The sequence below is a fragment of the Aquimarina sp. AWH4_224 genome, from assembly GCF_056160245.1.
Genome location: NZ_JBSWWU010000007.1, coordinates 164,297 through 183,723, shown reverse-complemented (window position 1 = coordinate 183,723; position 19,427 = coordinate 164,297). Strand labels below are relative to the sequence as shown.

The following is a 19,427-nucleotide window of genomic DNA, read 5'->3' as shown; positions in this document are numbered from 1 at the left end:
GGCCTAGAGAGCTAGTATTTTTCCTTGTAATTTTGCTGATTTGTAGATCGCTTCAACGATTCTAACATCTTTCATGCCTTCTTCTCCTGGAACCATTACCGGAGTGTTATTGATGATGGATAAAGCATCATCATCCATTTGTTTAGCCTGTTGATTTCTGATAGGGATATTTAATAAAGTGCCATTGCTTGCCTTTCCTTGCACACCAGCATACATAGAGAATGGAGCCAGAGTGTACCACCCCTTTTCGCAATCTACATAAAGTTCATGCATTGATTTTCCAACACTGGTTTTACCATGAGCGATGGCACCCGAAGGAAATTCTAAAGTGAAATGAGTGGTCTCGTCGGTTTCGGTGAAAATTTCGGGTCGGGTGGTCATTTGTTGGGCGGAAACAGATATGGGTTCTTCTCCCGTCACATACCGAGAAGCGTTGAGCGCATAAACCCCAAGGTCGTACATCGTACCGCCACCTAACTCTGCGTTTAAACGCCAGCTTCTTGCAGGATTTGAGACATTATATCCTATTTCGGCTCTTAGCGTTTTAATTTTCCCGAAAGGTTTTGTTGTTGCCCAATCCATCACCGTACGGGTATTGGGTTCGTGCTGCATACGATATCCGATAGTGAGTTGTACTTTATTCTTTTGGCAGGCATCGATTATCGATTGGCATTCGGCTTCGGTTTTGGCCATGGGTTTTTCGCACCACACATGTTTCCCAGTATTGGCAGCTCTAATCGCATATTTGGCGTGCAAACCGGTAGGGACTACAATATAAATCACATCAATATCGGGATTGTTGGCGATTTGATGCATGGTATCGTAGTTGTATACATTTTGATCCGGAATTTTATACCGCTCCTGCCACTTAGGGATTTTCCAGGGGCTACCCGTTACAATACCTGTAAGCTTACAATGTTTGGTAAGCTGCAAAGCTGGAGCAAGTACTGTAGAACTATAATTTCCTAAACCTACCAAACAAACACCGATTTGTTTTTGAGAACCGTTTGAAAAGATGTTGCCATACGGTAATAAGCTATACCCAAGTGCAAGGCCGGTATTTCGAATAAAATCCCTTCGATTGACTAACATATCTATTGGTTTTTTGTGATGTATGTAAGGTACTAGATATCAGCATACAATTGTGTTGCTGATTTGTTAAATCGAAGGGATTACTCTGACGGACTTTATGAATGTTATACTGCCTTAGTGCTGATTTTTTCCTGAAGTTTTAAGATGTTTCCTAGACTTTTAAAATACAGCCTTCTTGATTTTGAAATAATGCTATCAAGTTGTTGTAGGATCTGATTTAATTTTTGTCCGTCTAAGGTGGCACTCGATATGAATGCTACATTTTCTGCCAGCAAGTGTTCTTTTAATGAAGAAATATGTTTAGTATTATTCATGGATGGCAATCGTAAAACATCTACTTCATTAAGTATGTGAATCAATTGGTTATGCAAGGTGTTGAACTGACCTGCAAAAACTTTTGCCTGATTTTCGTCTAAACTACCGATAGCGTTGATTTCATCAATCTTTGTATGAAACTCATTCTGAATACCAATAAATGCACGATGATATTTCTGGAAATCGAATTGGAATCGATAACGTAAGATCAATTCATCTTTTTCTGTAGCATCGCTAATGGCATAAATGGCAGCAAAAACTTTTTCATCAAAGTCTTGATACCAGGTATCCTTATTTACCTCTTCTACCAGATCTTTGTAAACTTTTTCGGCTTCTTTGTTGGCATATTGTGTCCCTCGGAAATTAAACTGTTTCTCTTTGGTTTGTTTGCTTAATACTTTGGTCAACAAGCGAAACTCATCATCGACTTCCTTTTCGCGATCCATTTTTTGCTGTAGTCGATTTCCATATAAATCCTCGAGAACATTAATGCTGTTCGAAGTGGTAATTTGATGCTCGCTAAGCATACGTTCCAGATTCTCTAGAGGGAATTCTGAAAAGAATCGATTATCGTAATTCCCAAGATATTTAGGATCAAATTGTGTTTCTTCAATTTCGGATTCTATAAATTCCTGAATTTCTGTTGCTGAAGCAAAAGGGGTATCCTTGGGTAAATTAAAATTAACGGTAATCAGGTTCTTGGTCACCTTTTCACACAACGCTTCTTTGTCATCAAATAATATCCAAGGCGATCGGATATCTTCTATACCCTCAACAAAATTCTTCTTGGCGTTGTCTTCCCTCTTATATCCCGAAGGGTGAGAGGCGTACATATTAGGAAGATGTGCGTCGTCGTCCTCCAGAAACACTCTTTCGTGATTACAGTTTTCCAGAAGGTTATCCTTAAACTCTTTTTTGTTTTTCTTCAGGTATTCGTAGGCAGAAGTCTGATGGTAAAACAGATTAGAGGTGTATTTTTTATCCTGAATTGCGGAAAACACGTGTTCTGAAGCAAAATTCAACGCTTGTGTAGTAGCATCCAGTTTGTATAAACCGTTTACAATAGCATTACTACCCGTAACACTTACAGCAACCAGATCAGCATGATATTCCATTTGTCTAGATAATGACGACTGAAGCAGATTGATTCCTTTATAAATCAAAACCATGACTTGTCTGGTAGTCCAAACGGCGGGCATCAGTAACCAGGCAAAAATGGCAATTCGAATATCTGAGTTTTTCATGGAGTCCAGAGTTCGATCCCAATAGTCACGCTCATTTACCATATCATAAATAATGCGATTGGTCATATACACATAACTTCCCAAACGCATACTGCTTTGCGAAAAATGCCCGAATTCATGAGCGAGTACGGCTTTGAATTCAGTAAGATTAAGACCGTTTACCAATCCAAGACCAATCAATAAGTTTTTCCGGGTAGGGATAAATAAACTCAATATGGTACTGTTATAAAATACAGCTGCATTGATTTCGTGGTTTACAAATATTTTCTTGGGAAACGGTGCTTTGGTTTCCTCACTTAATGTTCTAATGAATTGGAAAAGCTTTGGATGTTCTTTTTCAGTAATTTCAATGTTGAGTGGATTATTATCTAAGCGTTGTTTTTTAAATATGAACTTAATCATAAACAACACAAACATACCACTCATCCCAACGGTCCCCGCTTTTAGTAAGATGGTAAGTTTATTGATGTGGCCCATGTCGTACGTAAGGGCGAGATAAAAAAGATAAACAGACCCGGCAACCGCGGTAGCATATAATGCAAAAAATAGAACAATCCCCACCAATACTACAAATACGTTCTTTTTGTAGTTGGTAGTAATCTTAGTAAAGTTTTTTCGGTCTAACTCCGGACTTAAAGGGTAAAAATCAGCCATTGATCAATCATTTTTAGTTAGTGATTTCGTACAATGTTTTGTAACATTTATTGTAAGTGTCACAATAATCTGAGATGTTACCCCTAATATAAATTAGATGAGGAAAGTACCTGGTTTTTTAGATCTTAAATTTCGATATACGTATCTACAGTACGGTCACTTTTAATTTCGCCAGTATGCTTGGTAGAGGCTTTTTCGAATAAAAGAACATGTACCTCTTCACCATCTTTGGTACAAGGGCAGTGTTCTACACCTTTGGGAACTACAATAAGCTCTCCAGTTTCTACCGTCACAGTTTTGTCTCTGAATTTCATGTATAGTGTTCCTTTTATCACCTGAAAAAGTTCATCTTCATCATCGTGTTTGTGCCATACAAAATCTCCAGATAATTTTGCCAGATATACTTGATTATCATCCACCATGGCAATACGATGAGGATGCCACTGCTTGTCAAATTTGGATAATTTGTCTTTAATATTAATCGCTTCCATAGACATTAAGAATTTTGAAAAAACAAGGTACTTATTTCATCCGTGATCCGGGTGGGTCTTAACGTTTCTTTATGCAACAAGCACCATACAGTTTTCGCAGATACTAACACTTTCTGGGTGGTTGTATTGATAACTTTGGTATGCCGCTCACTTTTCACACCTCGATGGCTATCTATCCAGGTTCGTATGGTGATGGTATCTCCTAGGAATGCAGGGTTGTGATATTCTATAAAATGATTGAGTACTACCCAAACGTAGGTGTTTCTTATGTGATCATCGATTTTGGATTCCCAATGCTTTTTGGCAACGTCTTGGATCCATTGTAGGTAGACTACATTATTTACATGATTGATATCATCAATAGCAGATGCAGGAACCTTAAAATCGTACTCGAAAACTTCTGAGGTCATAAAGTATATTTTGTCAAATGTACTATAAAAACCTATAGCAACTTTGTACGATAAAACGTGTTAATCTAAACAATAACTTAAAAAGGTTAAAATAATGTCTTTCCTATAAAATATGTTCTAATTTTAGGAGCATTAACCATAACAAATATATTATATGAAAACAAACCTTTTAAACATTCCCGGGGTAGCTACGCTATCGCGAGAAAGTCAAAGTAAGATTAAAGGTCAGGCAGGAGTTGATTTATCACTATGTGGGTGTTCTTGCAGCGGATCAGTGACAGGGCCTGCTTATTGCAGCTGGTACCTGGCTTGTCCGGATGTGTATACCTGTGAAGAGACCTTTTAGTACTCTTTAAACTTGTTTTGTGAAATAATTACTTTAAGTCATTTTGAGCAGCGTCGAATCGTATTGCTGGTTTTTACGTTTTGATAATGCTCAAAATGGCGATAGAAACCCTACTAAAACTGCAGCATTAATTTAGCGATATAGAAGAACAAAAAGATCCCAAAAATATCATTACTGGTGGTAATAAAAGGACCAGTGGCTATGGCAGGATCGATTCCTCGTTTATCCAGAATGATTGGAACAAAAGTTCCTATTAAGGCAGCAACAATAATCACACAAAGCATGGATATGGCAATGGTCAAACTAAAATCCATCTCCATCCCAATAATCAAACCAAATAAGATAACCAATATACCAAGGGTAACACCGCTTATAAGGCTTAAACTTATTTCTTTTACCAATCGGTTAAATAGACTTCCTTTTACAACATCATTGGCAAGACCTTGAACGATAATAGCCGAAGATTGTACCCCCACATTACCTGCCATTGCTGCAATTAGAGGAGTAAAGAAAAATAGTTCTTTGTATTTGGCGAGGGCATCTTCAAAGCCTTCCATAATAAAAACACTTCCCAAACCTCCAAATAGTCCTAGAATCAACCAAGGTAGTCTAGCGCGAGTAAGTTCCAGTACGCTATCATCTGCTTCTACATCTTGCGATATACCCGCGGCAAGTTGATAATCTTTTTCTGCCTCATCTTTGATAAAATCTACGATATCATCAATAGTAACCCTACCTACTAGAACGCCATCATGATCCACAACAGGAATAGCCTCCAAATCATACTTTTGCATAACTCTAGCCACTTCTTCTCCTTCGGTATCGACATCTACAAAATCTACCTTTGCAATATAAACATCACCGATATGAGCTTTGGTGGGAGCGGTAAGCAGATCTTTTAAAGACAGTCTTCCTTTCAGTCTATCTTCTTTGTCAACTACATAGATCGAATGTACACGTGTAACATTTTTGGCCTGCCTTCTCATCTCACGAACACAGCCTGCAATGGTCCATGTTTCTTTTACCCGAACCAACTCTTTGGCCATTAACCCTCCAGCAGTATCTTCACCATAGCTGAGAAGCTCTTTGATATCCTCGGCGTGCTTTTCATCTTCAATTTCAGCGATTACCTCTTCGGCAAGCTCATCGGGAAGTTCAGCAACTACATCGGCAGCATCATCGGTATCCATCTCTTCAAGCTCCTCGGCAATCTCTTTGGCAGAAAGGTTTTCTAGAATACGCTCACGGAAGTCTTCTTCGAGTTCCATAAGGGCTTCCGAGGTTTTTTCGCTATCCAGTAATTTGATGATATAGGTGGCCTCTGTAAGGTTGAGTTCTCCAATAATTTCTGCGATATCCGCGAAGTGAATTTCATTGAGCATTGCGCGCAACTTTTTATCACCTGCATTCTGGATGAGGTGTTGCACTTCTGTTATAAGCTCATTGGAAATCTGAAACGCCATATTACAATGGTTTGCGGACTTTTACGCAAACGCTCACAAAGATAACCAAAGAATTTAATTGAGCTTTATGGCTGTGTTAAATGAGATGGACTTATTTTACAATCGATATTTTTTTAAATCAATCGTTATCCTTATGTATCTTGATTTTCAATTTGAGAAGTTAACTCAATAAATTGAGCTACAGACAATTGCTCGGGTCGCTTGTTGAAAATATCCAGCGCTTTGATTTCTTCATGAAGCTGAAGAGTTTTAAGACTGTTTCTTAGGGTTTTCCTACGTTGTCCAAATGCTGTTTTCACTACTTTAAAAAATAGTTTTTCATCACAAGGGAGGGTGTAGTCTTTTTTTCGAATTAATCGCAGTACACCACTATCTACCTTTGGAGGAGGATTAAATACACCGGGAGGCACGGTAAACAAATATTCAGCATCATAAAAAGCTTGAACCAATACCGATAAAATCCCATAGGTCTTACTACCTTCTTTTTCACAAATACGTCGTGCAACTTCTTTTTGAAACATCCCGGTAAATTCAGGGATTTGATGACGATATTCCAAGGTCTTGAATACGATTTGAGAAGAAATGTTATAAGGAAAGTTACCTGTAATGGCAAAGGGTTTATTTTCAAAAAGTGTAGTGAGGTTAAATTTCAAAAAATCAGCTTCTACGACTTCAAAAGAACGGCTTTTTTGCATCGCCTTTGCATGTTCCAAACGAAAATGAGTGTTGAGATATGCAATAGATTCGGTATCGAGATCCATAGCAACTACATGCAATTCTTTTTCAAGAATGTATTTGGTAAGTACCCCCATACCGGGACCGATTTCGATCACATGGTCGTATCCCGAACAGGTCAGGGTATCTCCAATTTTTCTGGCAATATTTTCATCTTTTAGAAAATGTTGACCCAGATGCTTTTTGGCACGTACGGTGCCTGTTTCATTGGATTTTGAAAAAGAGGAATCGGAATGATGGTTTTTTTTGTGTTTAGCCATTTCGTTCGCTCACAATTTCCAGTTCGGTTCTAAAAGCAACAAATTTCCCTGCAAATCGGTGAGATTCTGCTCGCAGTCGATCGGCATCTTCACTATAATATTGTTGTAAGGTCTCTTTGCTATTGGTGGTATATTGAACAGAATAGGTAATTCCTCCCATTTCTTCCTGTACCAAAACTTTGGTCATTAAGGCTTTGGTAAATTTTCCTGTAGCCAACATATCAGGGATATGCTCATTTTTCATCCAGTCCACCCATTCGTTATGAACGGTTTCATCAATATTTATGGTAACATTATATATGTACATCAGTAAGATATCTTTATTGTGGCAACAAAGGTAGTAAACTAAGGAGTATTGCCTACTGGTGAGATCAATTTATTGCATCACCACGAAGCGCTCGGTATTTTTTGCGAGCCTGTACAAAATAAATACTGTCTGCATGATTGAAGATGATCTTTTCATACAGCTCTTTGGCTTTTTCGGGTTCACCTAATTGATTGGTATATAGTTCTGCTAACCAATAATACGCATCGTCAACCAATATGTCTTCGGGATAAAACTCAATAATTTTCAGGTAATTTATCTTGGCATTTTCAAATTGCTCTTGTTTTTCAAACAACTTGGCTTGTCTTAAAAAAGCTTCATCTTCTATCTTTTCCCCCTTATGATTGGTAAGTATTTCCTGATATTTTGCAATGGCTTCTTCGTTTTTGTTCTGAAACGCTAGCAAATCTCCTCTGGCAAAAATCTTAAGAGCCGTTTGTGTAGAGTCTTCTTGAGAATTGTCGCTAATGATAAGACTCAATTCCATCGCATCGTTAGCAATCAGCTGAGAAGTCGAAGATTTAAGTACATCCAATTGGGTTTGTGCCCAAGAAAAATCCCCTTTATAATAACTCGTTTTGGCAACTTTGAAACGTGCATCCTGAGCCAGGAAATTATTCTTTAAGGCATTTTGTACCTGTGTATAATAGATGAGAGCCTGATTAAACTTTTGATCGAGCACCAAAATGTCTGCAATTTTCATTTTGATTCTGGAAGATTGAAACCTCGATAAACGCTCTCTTTTAATCAGATCTTTTAAGAAAGCAATGGCCTCTTGTTTTTTATCTTGATTGAATGCCAGAAAATGTGCATAATCCACTTGCAAACCAATAGTCTCTCTGGATTTTCCATACTCTTCAAAAACTTTATTGTACTGTTCAACTATGGATTTGTACTCTTTCTTTTTACTGTTATCTATCTTGGCTTTAAGGATAATCTTATGCGCGGTGAGTTTCATATCCTTAGAAGCCGAAGTCTCCAGAATGTAATTCAAAATTTCGGTTGCCGATTTTAAATCTTTCTCAGAAATTGCAATACGTGCTAAATCAATTATTCCCTGAGGACCTTCTTCTTTACGCTTGTATATTGCTTTTTCATGAATAAAAGCTTTTTTAAACTCCTTTTGCTGTACAAATAACCAGCTTAACATTTCGTTGTACAAAATGTCAGGGTTTTGTTGTAATTTTTTGATGAGCAACTTTTTAAAAATGATATTGGCTTCGTTGGTAGGGTCTGCAACAATATAATCACTAAAATTGCGCTGTACGATATTGATATAGTTAGGCTGAGATTGTAAAAGAGAGAGGTAGCTAGAAAACATTTTTTCGAGCTTCCCTTGTTCTCCATAGATTTTGGCCAGCTGCACATTATAATTCGCTCTAGGATTATCTTGCATCCCTTTTTCATAAATCAAGGCAGCTTCATCCAAGAGGTTATATTTCTCGAAGGTTTGCGCCAAAGAATAGGCATGATTGAGATTCGTATTGTCATAAGCAGCAATTGCTTTGTTGTAATAGATACGGGCTTGGTCTGATTTTCCTTGTAAGTCATAATGATGCCCTAACTCTACCAATAGTTGCGCATTGTTTGGATTTTGGTCAATACGCTTTTTTAAAATAGTTTCTGCCTGTTCGAATTGTTCTAACTGTTGGTGGGATTCTACTAACCCTAATAAGTAATTGATCCGATTAGGATATCTGTCAAACAGTTTTTGGTAGACACTCAAGGCTTTTTCATATTGCCCTTGTTGCATATAGTTCTTAGCCAACTGCTCCGACTGAGCAGAAGCAGATAGCGATATGCATAGGACTAAACAGAAAAAGAGAAAGCGCATTTTGCAGTTTTTTTGTAAATATAGCAAAATGCGCTTTAGCAGTATGTTATAGATAGCTTAATCTATGTATTCAAAACCGCAATAAGGTACAAGTACCTCAGGAATCTTAATTCCTTTTGGGGTTTGATAATTTTCTAAAATTCCAGCCAACACCCTTGGTAATGCCAATGAGCTACCGTTAAGGGTATGCGCCAATTGTTTTTTTCCGTCGTTATCCTTAAAACGTAATTTTAATCGATTGGCTTGGTATGATTCAAAGTTAGATACCGAACTGATTTCCAACCAGCGATCCTGAGCAGTAGAGAACACTTCAAAATCATAAGTTAGTGCAGAAGTAAATCCTATATCTCCACCACACAAGCGTAGGATACGATAGGGTAGCTTTAATTCTCTAAGGATATTTTTTACATGATCTACCATGCCATCTAGTGCTGCATAAGAATTTTCAGGTTTTTCAATTCTTACAATTTCTACCTTGTCAAATTGATGCAATCGATTCAATCCACGTACATGAGCTCCATAAGATCCAGCTTCTCTTCTGAAACAAGGAGTGTACCCTGTACAGCAGATCGGAAGATCACTTTCTTTTAGTAGATCTCCTCTGAACATATTGGTCACTGGTACCTCTGCAGTCGGGATAAGATAAAGGTCATCTCCTGTCACATGATACATTTGCCCTTCTTTATCCGGTAATTGTCCGGTACCATATCCAGAAGCTTCATTCACCAAATGAGGTACTTGATATTCTTTATATCCGGCTTCTGTATTTTTATCTAGGAAATAGCTGATCAATGCACGCTGTAATCGGGCACCTTTTCCTTTATAAACAGGAAAACCAGCTCCGGTTATCTTAACACCAAGTTCAAAATCGATGATGTCGTATTTTTTGGCTAGTTCCCAGTGAGGTAAAGCTCCATCTTCCAGTTTGGGAATATCACCTTCTTTGAAAACCTCTTCATTATCCTCGTCACTTTGTCCGTTAGGCACAGAGTCATGAGGCACATTAGGAACCGTATACAAAAGCTCAGAAAGTTGAGATTGAATTTCGGTAAGTGTAGTCGAAAGTTCTTTTGAAGCTTCCTTAAGTTGTGCAGTTTTTTCTTTTAATAAATTCGCTTTTTGCTGCTCTCCATTTTTGAACAACATTCCAATCTCTTTGGAGAACTTATTCGAATCTGCTAAGGTGTTATCTAATTTTGCCTGTGTTGCTCTACGCTCTTCATCAAGCGCAATGATTTTTTCTAAAACCGGAGCAGCATCAAAATTACGCTTGGTCAAAGCGCTTACGTAATGATCTTTGTTTGCGATGATTTGTTGTACTACTAACATGATATCCTACTTTAGGAGATTCTACGAATTAAATTAATGAAGGAGCAAATTTAAATAAAAGACTGGGTTAAACAGATATGAAATAAACATATTTTATTTAGGAACCACACTGTCAAGAATATTTAAGATCATTTCTAGAATAAATAGTCAGTATCAGATTTTGAAACTGAAGAGTATTTCTTTTGCACAATGAAAAGATATGTGCGTTAGGTTTGTCCATAGATACTTCTCGAAGAAAGAAAAATAATAGGGTAACCTTTTGCAGAACTAGTACACATAATGAAAAATGTAAGGTGTAAGTATATTCAATAAGAATGGTTGACCCAATGGTGACAAGGTCTTTTCTTTTTGAAATACGAAAAACCGCTATAGGTATTTAATAATCTCAAAATTAAAATTGTAAATGGGAAAAAAGTTAATAGTTGTTTTAATCATCATTTTAGGGTGTCATGGGTATGGACAGGTGAATTTTGAAAAAGGATACTTTGTCACCATGGGTGGAGAGAAAACCGAATGTCTGATAAAAAATATTGATTGGAAGGATAATCCAAAAGAATTTATTTACAAACAAACTGTAGAAGGGGAGGAACAAACTGAAAGCATCACAAGAGTTAAAGAGTTTGTGATTAATGGGATTTCAAAATATATAAAGGCTACAGTAAAAATGGATCGTTCTTCAGAAAGTATTGAAAAGTTAACTGAAGATAAAAACCCAAACTTTAAAGAAGAAACGGTGTTTCTGAAACAACTTGTAGAAGGAAAGGCAAGTTTATATAGATATGAGGATGGAAATTTAAGACGATTTTTTTATCAAGTAAATGAGGGTGAAATTCAACCATTGATCTATAAAAAATATAAGTCAGAACAACGATACCAAAACCGAACCATACCCGCCGTCGTCAAAAATAATCATTACAAGCAGCAAATATGGAGTGATTTGAAATGCGGTGATTTAAGTTTGAAGGATGCAGAAAATGCAGAGTACCGCACTAATAGTTTGATCAAATATTTTGTAAAGTATAATTCGTGTGTTGATCCAAATTTTGTTCTAAAGAGGAATACTACTCAAAAAGATGCGTTTCATATTACAATTCGTCCTGGAGTTAACTTTTCATCCTTATCGGTAGATAATAGTAGAAACAATCTTAGGGATATTGATTTTGGAGGTAATACGAGCTTCAGAATTGGGGCAGAGGTAGAATACGTTTTACCATTCAATAACAATAAGTGGTCTTTGTTTTTAGAACCAACTTTTCAATCGTATAAGGCAGAAAAGTTCATTACCTATTTTCAATCTTCATTACTTACTATCGAAACCAATGTGACTGCAGATTATACGTCGATCGAATTTCCCTTGGGAGTAAGACATTACTTTTTTCTGAATGATACTTCAAAATTATTTGTTGATGGGGGCTTGGTAATTTTTGATGCCAGTATTGATTCCATCATCGATTTTGAAGATGATAGAGGAATGGATTTAGAGATTGATGGAGGAGAGACAGGAAGTAACTTCTTTGTAGGGTTTGGATATAATTTTCGGAATACATATAGTGTAGAAGCTAGATATGGATTTGGTAGAGAATTATTAGGACCTTTTTCTGGATTGTCTTCGAGTTACAATACGTTTTCCTTGGTTTTTGGATATACGATATTCTAGTTTTATTTAATACTATAATTAAGAATGTGGTGATACAACATTTTGCTAGTTGTGTCACCACATTTTTTTTGCTTCAGATACATCTTTTACAGCCAAATTTGTAATTAAAATAAGTGCAAATTGTGGTGTAAACACTACTTTTTGAATACAATTTGATCGCTTCTTCAATAAAACATATGATAAATAGTTAATCTGTTTTATTTATCTGTTTTTCAATTATTTAACATGATTTTTTTATAGGGTAATATTCATAAATGTTATCCTTATCTTATTGCAAAGAGGGAATTTCTGCCTATATATTTGCGTCATCATGAACAGGCAAAACAAACACAAAGAATTACTCAAAATGCAGCAGAAAATGCTATAGAATCAAATAGAAGATTTTATATCAGAAACTACTTAGGGAAATACAAAAACAATCAACAACGAAATTGAAATTCAATGAAAAACAAAATAACATGTATCTTGTCGATTCTCCTATTATACATAGGATATGCGCAGGATAGTTTTTTGCCAAACGTCACACCTCCCTCACCAGAAGCGGCGGCTTTATCAAGATTTACAGAAGTACCCGTATCACATTATACGGGATTGGCAAACGTATCTATTCCAATACACACCATTTCGGTAAAAGGTCTTCAAATACCAATAAGCATCAAATATCATGGTAGAGGAGTAAAGGTCTCTGAAGTTGCACCTAGAACAGGTATGGGTTGGTCATTAACCTACGGAGGTGATGTTTCAAGACAAATCAGGGGACAAGCAGATGAATCGGGGTATTTTGGAAATGCTAATGATTTTATGACAGTACCGCTAAGTCTAACAGCAAGACAGAATTTCTTTGCTAGAGAATCACATTTACAATATGATTACGATTATTATCCAGATCAGTTTACCTTTAGTGGAGGGGGTACCAGTGGTAAATTTGTATTCGATTATGAAACTTTAGAGCCCGTAGTTCAAACCTTTGGGGATGTAAAAATTAACTATGAAAGAGAAATAATACGAGGCATTAAAAAACGAATTATTGCTTTTCAAGTTACCGATGCTAGTGGAAATATTTTCTACTATGGGATTTCTAAGGATCGTCAACGGCAAGCCAGAGATTTGCAACTTTCTTCGATTGGAAGCTCGATTTATTTGAACGGGAATATTGTAAATGATGGGCAAAGTCCGGTATCACAAAATTTTAACTCCTGGAAGTTGATGGATATTGAAACTCCATATGGGGAGGTAATTAGTTATCATTATAAAGACGAATCTCCAATTCGATATGATAAGTCCCATGACAAGCATGATCCCACTCCTGGATCTCATGCTAACTCACCGGGAAACTTGAATGATATCCTTAAAATTAGTTCAAAAGTATCTAGGATAGAGGAGCAGGTATGGCAATTAAGTAAAATCACATATAGTCAGGGAAGTATCGTTTTTACCAAAGAATCAAATTTACGTCAGGACTATGATGGGTATGCTTTGGATAAGATAACAATATATGACCAGAACAATCAAAAAATCAAGTCCTACGATCTAAATTATACCTATACAACGAGTACAGATCATTCTAATGTATTAAGCTACTTAACTCAATTACCGATGTTTGCCAAGTCGCTTAAACGTATGTTTTTAAGTAGTATCGAAGAAGAAAGTAGCAATGGAGTTAGTTTACCTCCTTATGAGTTTACCTATAATTCAACGATACTACCAAGTCGTTTTTCTACACGACAGGATTACTGGGGGTACTATAATGGAGCGGCCAATAATGGTCCTTTTTTAAGACTGTTTGAGTATGGTAATTACAAACCGAATCGAAAAGTACACCTGGAAAATGCTGAGGCAGGAATACTGAAGCAGATCAAATATCCAACAGGCGGGATTACCAAATTTACCTACGAACATAATAGAGGTCAAAAACCTTACTTTTTTAATGAAGTAATTACTCCATCTATTAACCCATCTTCGGATGTGGGGGTGAAGATAGAATTGACCAAAGAAGATTTTTATGATATCACCACTGGAACCTATAAAACATTGAATTATACATTTCCGGCTAATACTCCAATAAAGTATAAGTTAGATTGTTTCCATTTCAGAGATATTAATGGAGATCCTAATATTCCAGACTGTATTTTTGAAGTGTCGAAAGATGGTTGGCCCATGGAGATAGGAAAGGAAGTAACATTTTCTAATTGCCAAGGGAGCACAGGTGCTAGTTTTGGAGTTCGAGTACCCAGACATCCTAGTGTGCCCAGAGATTTGCATTTAAATCGAAATTATAATTTTAAGTTGACTATCACTTACGATCAACCTAGTGCGATATTGTATTCTGGAGGGAAGCGTATTCAAAAGATAGAATACATCACAGAGAGTGACACTCGTGTTAAGGAGTTTGATTACACACGTGGAGGAGGCGAGACCGGAATCGTAATTGGTCTACCGGGATATTTGAATTTTGACAAGAACAATAATTTTAGTCCATGTTCTTATAATATATCTACCTATTTTGATCAGACCAGCGCTTTTAGTTCATATCAGGCCAATAGTATTGGATATTCTTTTGTAACAGAGTACCATGGGACAAAGAATGTTAATGAAGGGAAAACAGATTACTATTTCACCAACCTTCCCGATGGTGGAGGTGATTATTTTGATTTCCCTTATCATCCTCCTACTGATAATGAATGGTTGCGAGGAAAGAATGTAAACACAATGGTGTATAGCAATTTGCCAGGTCAAGGATACGTGTTGGAAAAAGAAGTCATTACCAATTATCTATACGGAGATCATTTTTATGGTTTTAATTCTGTTGGAGGAGCTTTCACCTACCCAGATTTTAGTTTTAATCCGGACGGAGAAGTTTATGGATGGAACACAAATAAACCTTCGTTGGACAAAGTGAATACAAGGACGCTGTTCAAACTCCCTTTATTTATGAAGGATGGATATGGGGATATTCTTGATAATAGCACTTGGAAATACAGGGTCTATTATTTAACCGGTGGAACCGTAAATATACATAGTACAACAGAACGTAATTATTTTGAAGAAAAGCTTCTGGAAAGTGAAACCAAATACTTCTATGATTATAATAATCATTATCAGTTAAAGAGTTCTGAGGTAACCAGTAGTAACGGAGATGTATATAGAACCGTTAACGATTTTAATCCAGCATTAACGAACCAAAACAGAATGCAACCGGTTACTACCAGTGTTTACAAAAACGGCAGTATTAAAAGTAAACAACATACTGTTTTCAATACTTTTAGTGGTAAATTATTACCATCAATCATTCAAACTAGTAAAGGGAAACAAGCATTAGAAGACAGAGCAGTTTTTCATCAATATGATGCAAAAAGCAACCCTGTTGAGGTAAGTAAAAAAGATGGGAGTAAGATCTACTACGTTTGGGGATACAATAACGCTCAGCCTATAGCCAAAATTGAAGGGTATGCAGATATTAGTTCATCCCGGAAAAGTTTAATTAACGCTGCGATTACAGCATCAAACAACGATGTATCAACTGCTACAGAAAATACTTTACGTTCGAAGTTGGAGGCTATTCGCGCTGGTTTCCCAGAGGCACAAGTAACCACATTTACGTATAACCCACTAATAGGAGTAACTAGCATAACAGACCAAAGAGGAGAAACAATCTACTATCAATACGATAATTTTAACCGGTTAGAATTTGTGAAAAATTCTGCAGGTGAGATTCTAAAAGAGCAGGGCTACAACTACAAAAATAACTAACAGCATGAAGAAGACATTTGTTTTATCAAGATGCAAAGAATTTTGCATTCTTGTAGGACTATTATGCGCCAATATAGGGTATAGTCAACAATCCTTGGGGGCTGAAAGTAATGGTTCGATAACTGATTTGCCACAAGTAATTCCACCATCACCTACGGTGGCCAACCTAATGCATTTTGAGGAGGTTCCTGTGGATACCTATACTGGGCAACCCAATATTGTATTGCCATTATTCTCAAAAAAAATGGATGGAGGCCTTTTATTCGATCTATCTTTAAACTACAACACACAAGGTGTTCGAATAGATGAACGTTCGGGATGGACCGGAACCGGATGGTCGTTGTTTGCTGGGGGGACAATTTCAAGAACGGTATTAGGAGTGAATGATGATGAATATATTCTCACTCCTGGGATCTATGCTCCTGGAGAAGTAGGATCGTTTCATAGTGGTTATTATAAGCAGATGAAATATTTACGGGATTTTCAATCGGGTAATATAGTAATCAATCCAAATGGAACTGATTTTAAGGATTACCAAAACTTTTTGTGGAATACCGCTTATGGCCCTCAAACGTATGATTATCAACCAGATTTATTTCAGTTTAATTTTATGGGCTATTCTGGGAGGTTTATTATCGTGAATAATAATGGCACTTTAAAACCGATATTGATTTCATCATCGCAAAAAGTGAGGATAGAATTAAGTCATGACCGGAATACTTTTGAAATTTCAAGTTTCACCGTCGTCGCTCCAAACGGATATAAATTTGTATTTGATCAAAAGGAAACCACCAAAACACAGAGTAGAAAGTCAGGAGTAGATCAAGCTGGGAATGCTTTGGACAGCGCAATTGAAGCATTTAAAGAAATTAGCTACACCTCTTCATGGCATTTGTCTGGAATAAAATCACCAAGTGATTTTACGGTATGCTCTTTCAACTATCAAGATGTTTGGGTGCATTACAATACGCAAAAGAGTACGCAAACAGCTACCACTAGAAATAGCCCTTCTGTTTTTAACACCTATTTTGATCATAATAATCCCAACGCTAGTTTTAATGCGTCCCTGGTTCCGCCAGAAAGACTAACTACATGGAATATTCTTCAAGTATCTACTAAGAAATTAAAAGAAGTTACTTTCAGAGATGGTACCAAGGTGGCTTTTACCTTAAGTCCAGATAAGCACCCGGAACAAGATAATGCAACGGGTTGTATTCTGGAAAAAGCGGAAGTGTTTGATGTTGGAGGCGTGAAAAATAAGGAGTTTGTCTTTACATATAAAACTACGCCATACAATCGTCTTTTTTTGATGAATGTTGCGGAAAGATCTGGTGCAAGTACGCTGAACTATAAATTGAATTACAATAATGAAGAAGGACTGCCTGGTTATGGAAGTGGAGCAAAAGATCAATGGGGATATTACAAATTCCGAACTCTTACTCGTACAGGACTGCAATTTAATCCAGGTGTATTAAATCCAGGAGGAGGAATTGCAACTACCGGCGTATTGACCGGAATAACGTATCCAACAGGAGGTAGAAAAGAATTCTTTTTTGAACCACACGAATTTTCATTTTTGGGAGATGTACTAGTTGATCCCAAGGATATTGAAGCAAATTATCAGGATATAACTGCAATTAACAATACCACCTTACGTCATAATCCTGTAAATCCAAGTGTAAATTCTAGCGATATATTATTAAATATTCCGAATGATACTGGAGCTAATGTTACTATATCTGGTCTAACCGGAAATGATGAAAGTATTGGGTATCATTTTCTGGAATTTGTCCCGGCAAACGCTTCTTTAAGCACCATTCGAATAAGGGATTTAAAAACAAGGTCTCATAGTATAAGTTTGAAACAAGGAAGCTATGTAGTTCGATTGAAATCACTGTTGTACCTGCCAGATGGATCTAGTGGTTCTCCAGAGGTTTCGTTACGAACCACATTGAGCTATACCAAGTATTTGGGGCCTGTAGTAAAATACAAAACAGGAGGAGGGTTGCGAATTCAGGAAATTCGATTTACTGAAGGTTTGGATCAAAAAACTAAAGTTAGCTATAACTATCCATTGTTGGATCCGACTACAATGAACACCTATAATATATCCGGGGATTCGTATAGTTCAGGTTCTTTTGATGGTGCTTTAGGGATGACCAGAAAATCGATCAAAAATGTAACAGCCTTGTTAAGGGGTAGTACCGTAGGAGGATTAGCAGGTCGTTGTTCTGGAAATAGAGTTAACACATCATTTCTGGTGCAACAACAAGGTAATGCTGTAGAAGCCTCTCTAACCAAAGGAAATTATGTTGGGTACAAAAATGTAGAGGTGTATCAGGACAACAATGGTAAAAATGTAATGTTGTATACCAATGCGATAGATTACCCTAGTTATGATGCCCGATTTTATGAAGATATTATTCCTGCGCAGTATAATAATCCAGAAAAGGATTTAGACTTCAAACGAGGGAATTTACTAGAGCGTAGCGGTTTTGATAATAATGGGAGAATAATAGAAAAAACAATCAACCGATATGATTATCAAATTTTGGCAAGTGAAAAGTACTTTTTTAAATACAGCGAAAATGAACCCTGCGCATCTGCTCTGGCATATAAGGGAGAGACGTATCAGAACTATAAATCCCTTTCTGTGCAGGAATCTTGTTTCCCATGCGGTAATGCTGCAGATTTTATAGGTATTGGAACTGCTCATTATGATTATGGGTTGCCTTTTCTTAAAGAGAGTACGGTAGAAAACTATTTTTATGATGCTGCGGGAAATCAGAAAATGACAACCACTAATAAAAGGTTTAATTACAGCTTAAAGAACTATCAACCGACCTATGTTGTTACCAAAAATAGTAAAGGAGAGGTGCTTACATCTCGAACCCAATATGCTCATGAAGTAAATAATATACGTTTACTCTCAGAACATCGCATAATAGAACCTATAAAAGTAGAAACAACAAAGGGTGCTCTTATAAATATAACGAAGTTAAGTACTCAAAATACCATTTATAAAGATTTTGGTAACGGATTATACCTACCTCAAAAGATACAAACCAGCAAAGGAAATCAAGGGCTGGATGATAGAGTAGTATTTCATGAGTATGATGCAAAAGGAAACCCAGTTGAGGTCAGTAAAAAAGATGGGAGTAAAATCTACTATGTCTGGGGATATAATGGTACACAACCTATCGCCAAAATTGAAGGGTATTCGACGGTCAATACGTCGCAACAGCATCTAATCAATGCTGCTATTACGGCATCAAATGCCGACGTGTCTGATGCCACAGAAAATACACTAAGAATCAAACTGAATGCGATTAGAAATGGTTTCCCAACCGCACAAGTGACTACCTTTTCTTATAACCCAATTGTTGGAATAACCAGTATTACTGATCCAAGAGGAGAAATCTTGTATTATGAGTATGATGACTTCAATAGATTATCTCTAGTAAAGAATACGCAGGGGCATATTTTAGAACAACACAACTACAACTACAAAAACTAACAGCA

13 protein-coding genes are annotated in these 19,427 nt (G+C 36.7%); 4 read left to right on the top strand and 9 right to left on the bottom strand.

The annotated features are described in order from the left end of the window. Positions 1-3 precede the first annotated feature (3 nt). The 4 genes from ACXAGJ_RS14875 to ACXAGJ_RS14860 all read right to left on the bottom strand — a co-directional run bounded on the left by ACXAGJ_RS14875 (position 4) and on the right by ACXAGJ_RS14860 (position 4,206). Positions 4-1,092: a Gfo/Idh/MocA family protein gene (locus tag ACXAGJ_RS14875; protein WP_474840944.1), complete on the bottom strand. Its 1,089-nt coding sequence runs from the start codon at positions 1,090-1,092 to the stop codon at positions 4-6. Positions 1,093-1,196: 104 nt separating this feature from the next. Further along, a complete protein-coding gene (locus tag ACXAGJ_RS14870; protein ID WP_474840943.1) occupies positions 1,197-3,305 on the bottom strand; it encodes a M48 family metallopeptidase in 2,109 nt (702 codons plus the stop codon). 125 nt (positions 3,306-3,430) lie between these two features. Then, complete coding sequence (locus ACXAGJ_RS14865) at positions 3,431-3,796, bottom strand: cupin domain-containing protein (protein WP_474840942.1); 366 nt, start codon at positions 3,794-3,796, stop codon at positions 3,431-3,433. A gap of 5 nt (positions 3,797-3,801) precedes the next feature. Continuing rightward, entirely contained in the window at positions 3,802-4,206 is a 405-nt protein-coding gene (locus ACXAGJ_RS14860; protein ID WP_474840941.1) for an acyl-CoA thioesterase, read from the bottom strand. A gap of 154 nt (positions 4,207-4,360) precedes the next feature. On the opposite strand from ACXAGJ_RS14860, the gene ACXAGJ_RS14855 reads away from it, so the two are divergent. After that, complete coding sequence (locus ACXAGJ_RS14855) at positions 4,361-4,552, top strand: hypothetical protein (protein ID WP_073321705.1); 192 nt, start codon at positions 4,361-4,363, stop codon at positions 4,550-4,552. 113 nt (positions 4,553-4,665) lie between these two features. Here the strand turns inward: ACXAGJ_RS14855 and mgtE are convergent, their stop codons facing one another. The 5 genes from mgtE to serS all read right to left on the bottom strand — a co-directional run bounded on the left by mgtE (position 4,666) and on the right by serS (position 10,498). Then, on the bottom strand, positions 4,666-6,015 hold the full coding sequence (gene mgtE / locus ACXAGJ_RS14850; RefSeq protein WP_474840940.1) for a magnesium transporter: 1,350 nt from the start codon (positions 6,013-6,015) through the stop codon (positions 4,666-4,668). A 131-nt stretch (positions 6,016-6,146) separates the two neighbouring features. Next, complete coding sequence (gene rsmA / locus ACXAGJ_RS14845; RefSeq protein ID WP_474840939.1) at positions 6,147-7,010, bottom strand: 16S rRNA (adenine(1518)-N(6)/adenine(1519)-N(6))-dimethyltransferase RsmA; 864 nt, start codon at positions 7,008-7,010, stop codon at positions 6,147-6,149. Further along, the gene (locus ACXAGJ_RS14840) at positions 7,003-7,317 is read right to left on the bottom strand and encodes a DUF4286 family protein (RefSeq protein ID WP_474840938.1); all 315 of its coding nucleotides are present in this window, start codon (positions 7,315-7,317) and stop codon (positions 7,003-7,005) included. The genes rsmA and ACXAGJ_RS14840 overlap by 8 nt, the downstream gene beginning before the upstream one ends. A 64-nt stretch (positions 7,318-7,381) precedes the next feature. Further along, complete coding sequence (locus ACXAGJ_RS14835; protein ID WP_474840937.1) at positions 7,382-9,169, bottom strand: tetratricopeptide repeat protein; 1,788 nt, start codon at positions 9,167-9,169, stop codon at positions 7,382-7,384. 57 nt (positions 9,170-9,226) lie between these two features. Further along, positions 9,227-10,498 carry a serine--tRNA ligase gene (gene serS / locus ACXAGJ_RS14830; protein ID WP_474840936.1) on the bottom strand — a complete coding sequence of 424 codons (1,272 nt, stop codon included), beginning with the start codon at positions 10,496-10,498 and terminating at the stop codon, positions 9,227-9,229. Positions 10,499-10,901: 403 nt separating this feature from the next. Here serS and ACXAGJ_RS14825 point away from each other — a divergent pair, with 403 nt between their 5' ends. The 3 genes from ACXAGJ_RS14825 to ACXAGJ_RS14815 all read left to right on the top strand — a co-directional run bounded on the left by ACXAGJ_RS14825 (position 10,902) and on the right by ACXAGJ_RS14815 (position 19,422). After that, the gene (locus ACXAGJ_RS14825; protein WP_474840935.1) at positions 10,902-12,155 is read left to right on the top strand and encodes an outer membrane beta-barrel protein; all 1,254 of its coding nucleotides are present in this window, start codon (positions 10,902-10,904) and stop codon (positions 12,153-12,155) included. A gap of 441 nt (positions 12,156-12,596) precedes the next feature. Further along, the gene (locus ACXAGJ_RS14820; protein WP_474840934.1) at positions 12,597-15,905 is read left to right on the top strand and encodes a hypothetical protein; all 3,309 of its coding nucleotides are present in this window, start codon (positions 12,597-12,599) and stop codon (positions 15,903-15,905) included. Between the two features lie 4 nt (positions 15,906-15,909). Further along, the gene (locus tag ACXAGJ_RS14815; RefSeq protein ID WP_474840933.1) at positions 15,910-19,422 is read left to right on the top strand and encodes a hypothetical protein; all 3,513 of its coding nucleotides are present in this window, start codon (positions 15,910-15,912) and stop codon (positions 19,420-19,422) included. Positions 19,423-19,427: the final 5 nt, after the last annotated feature.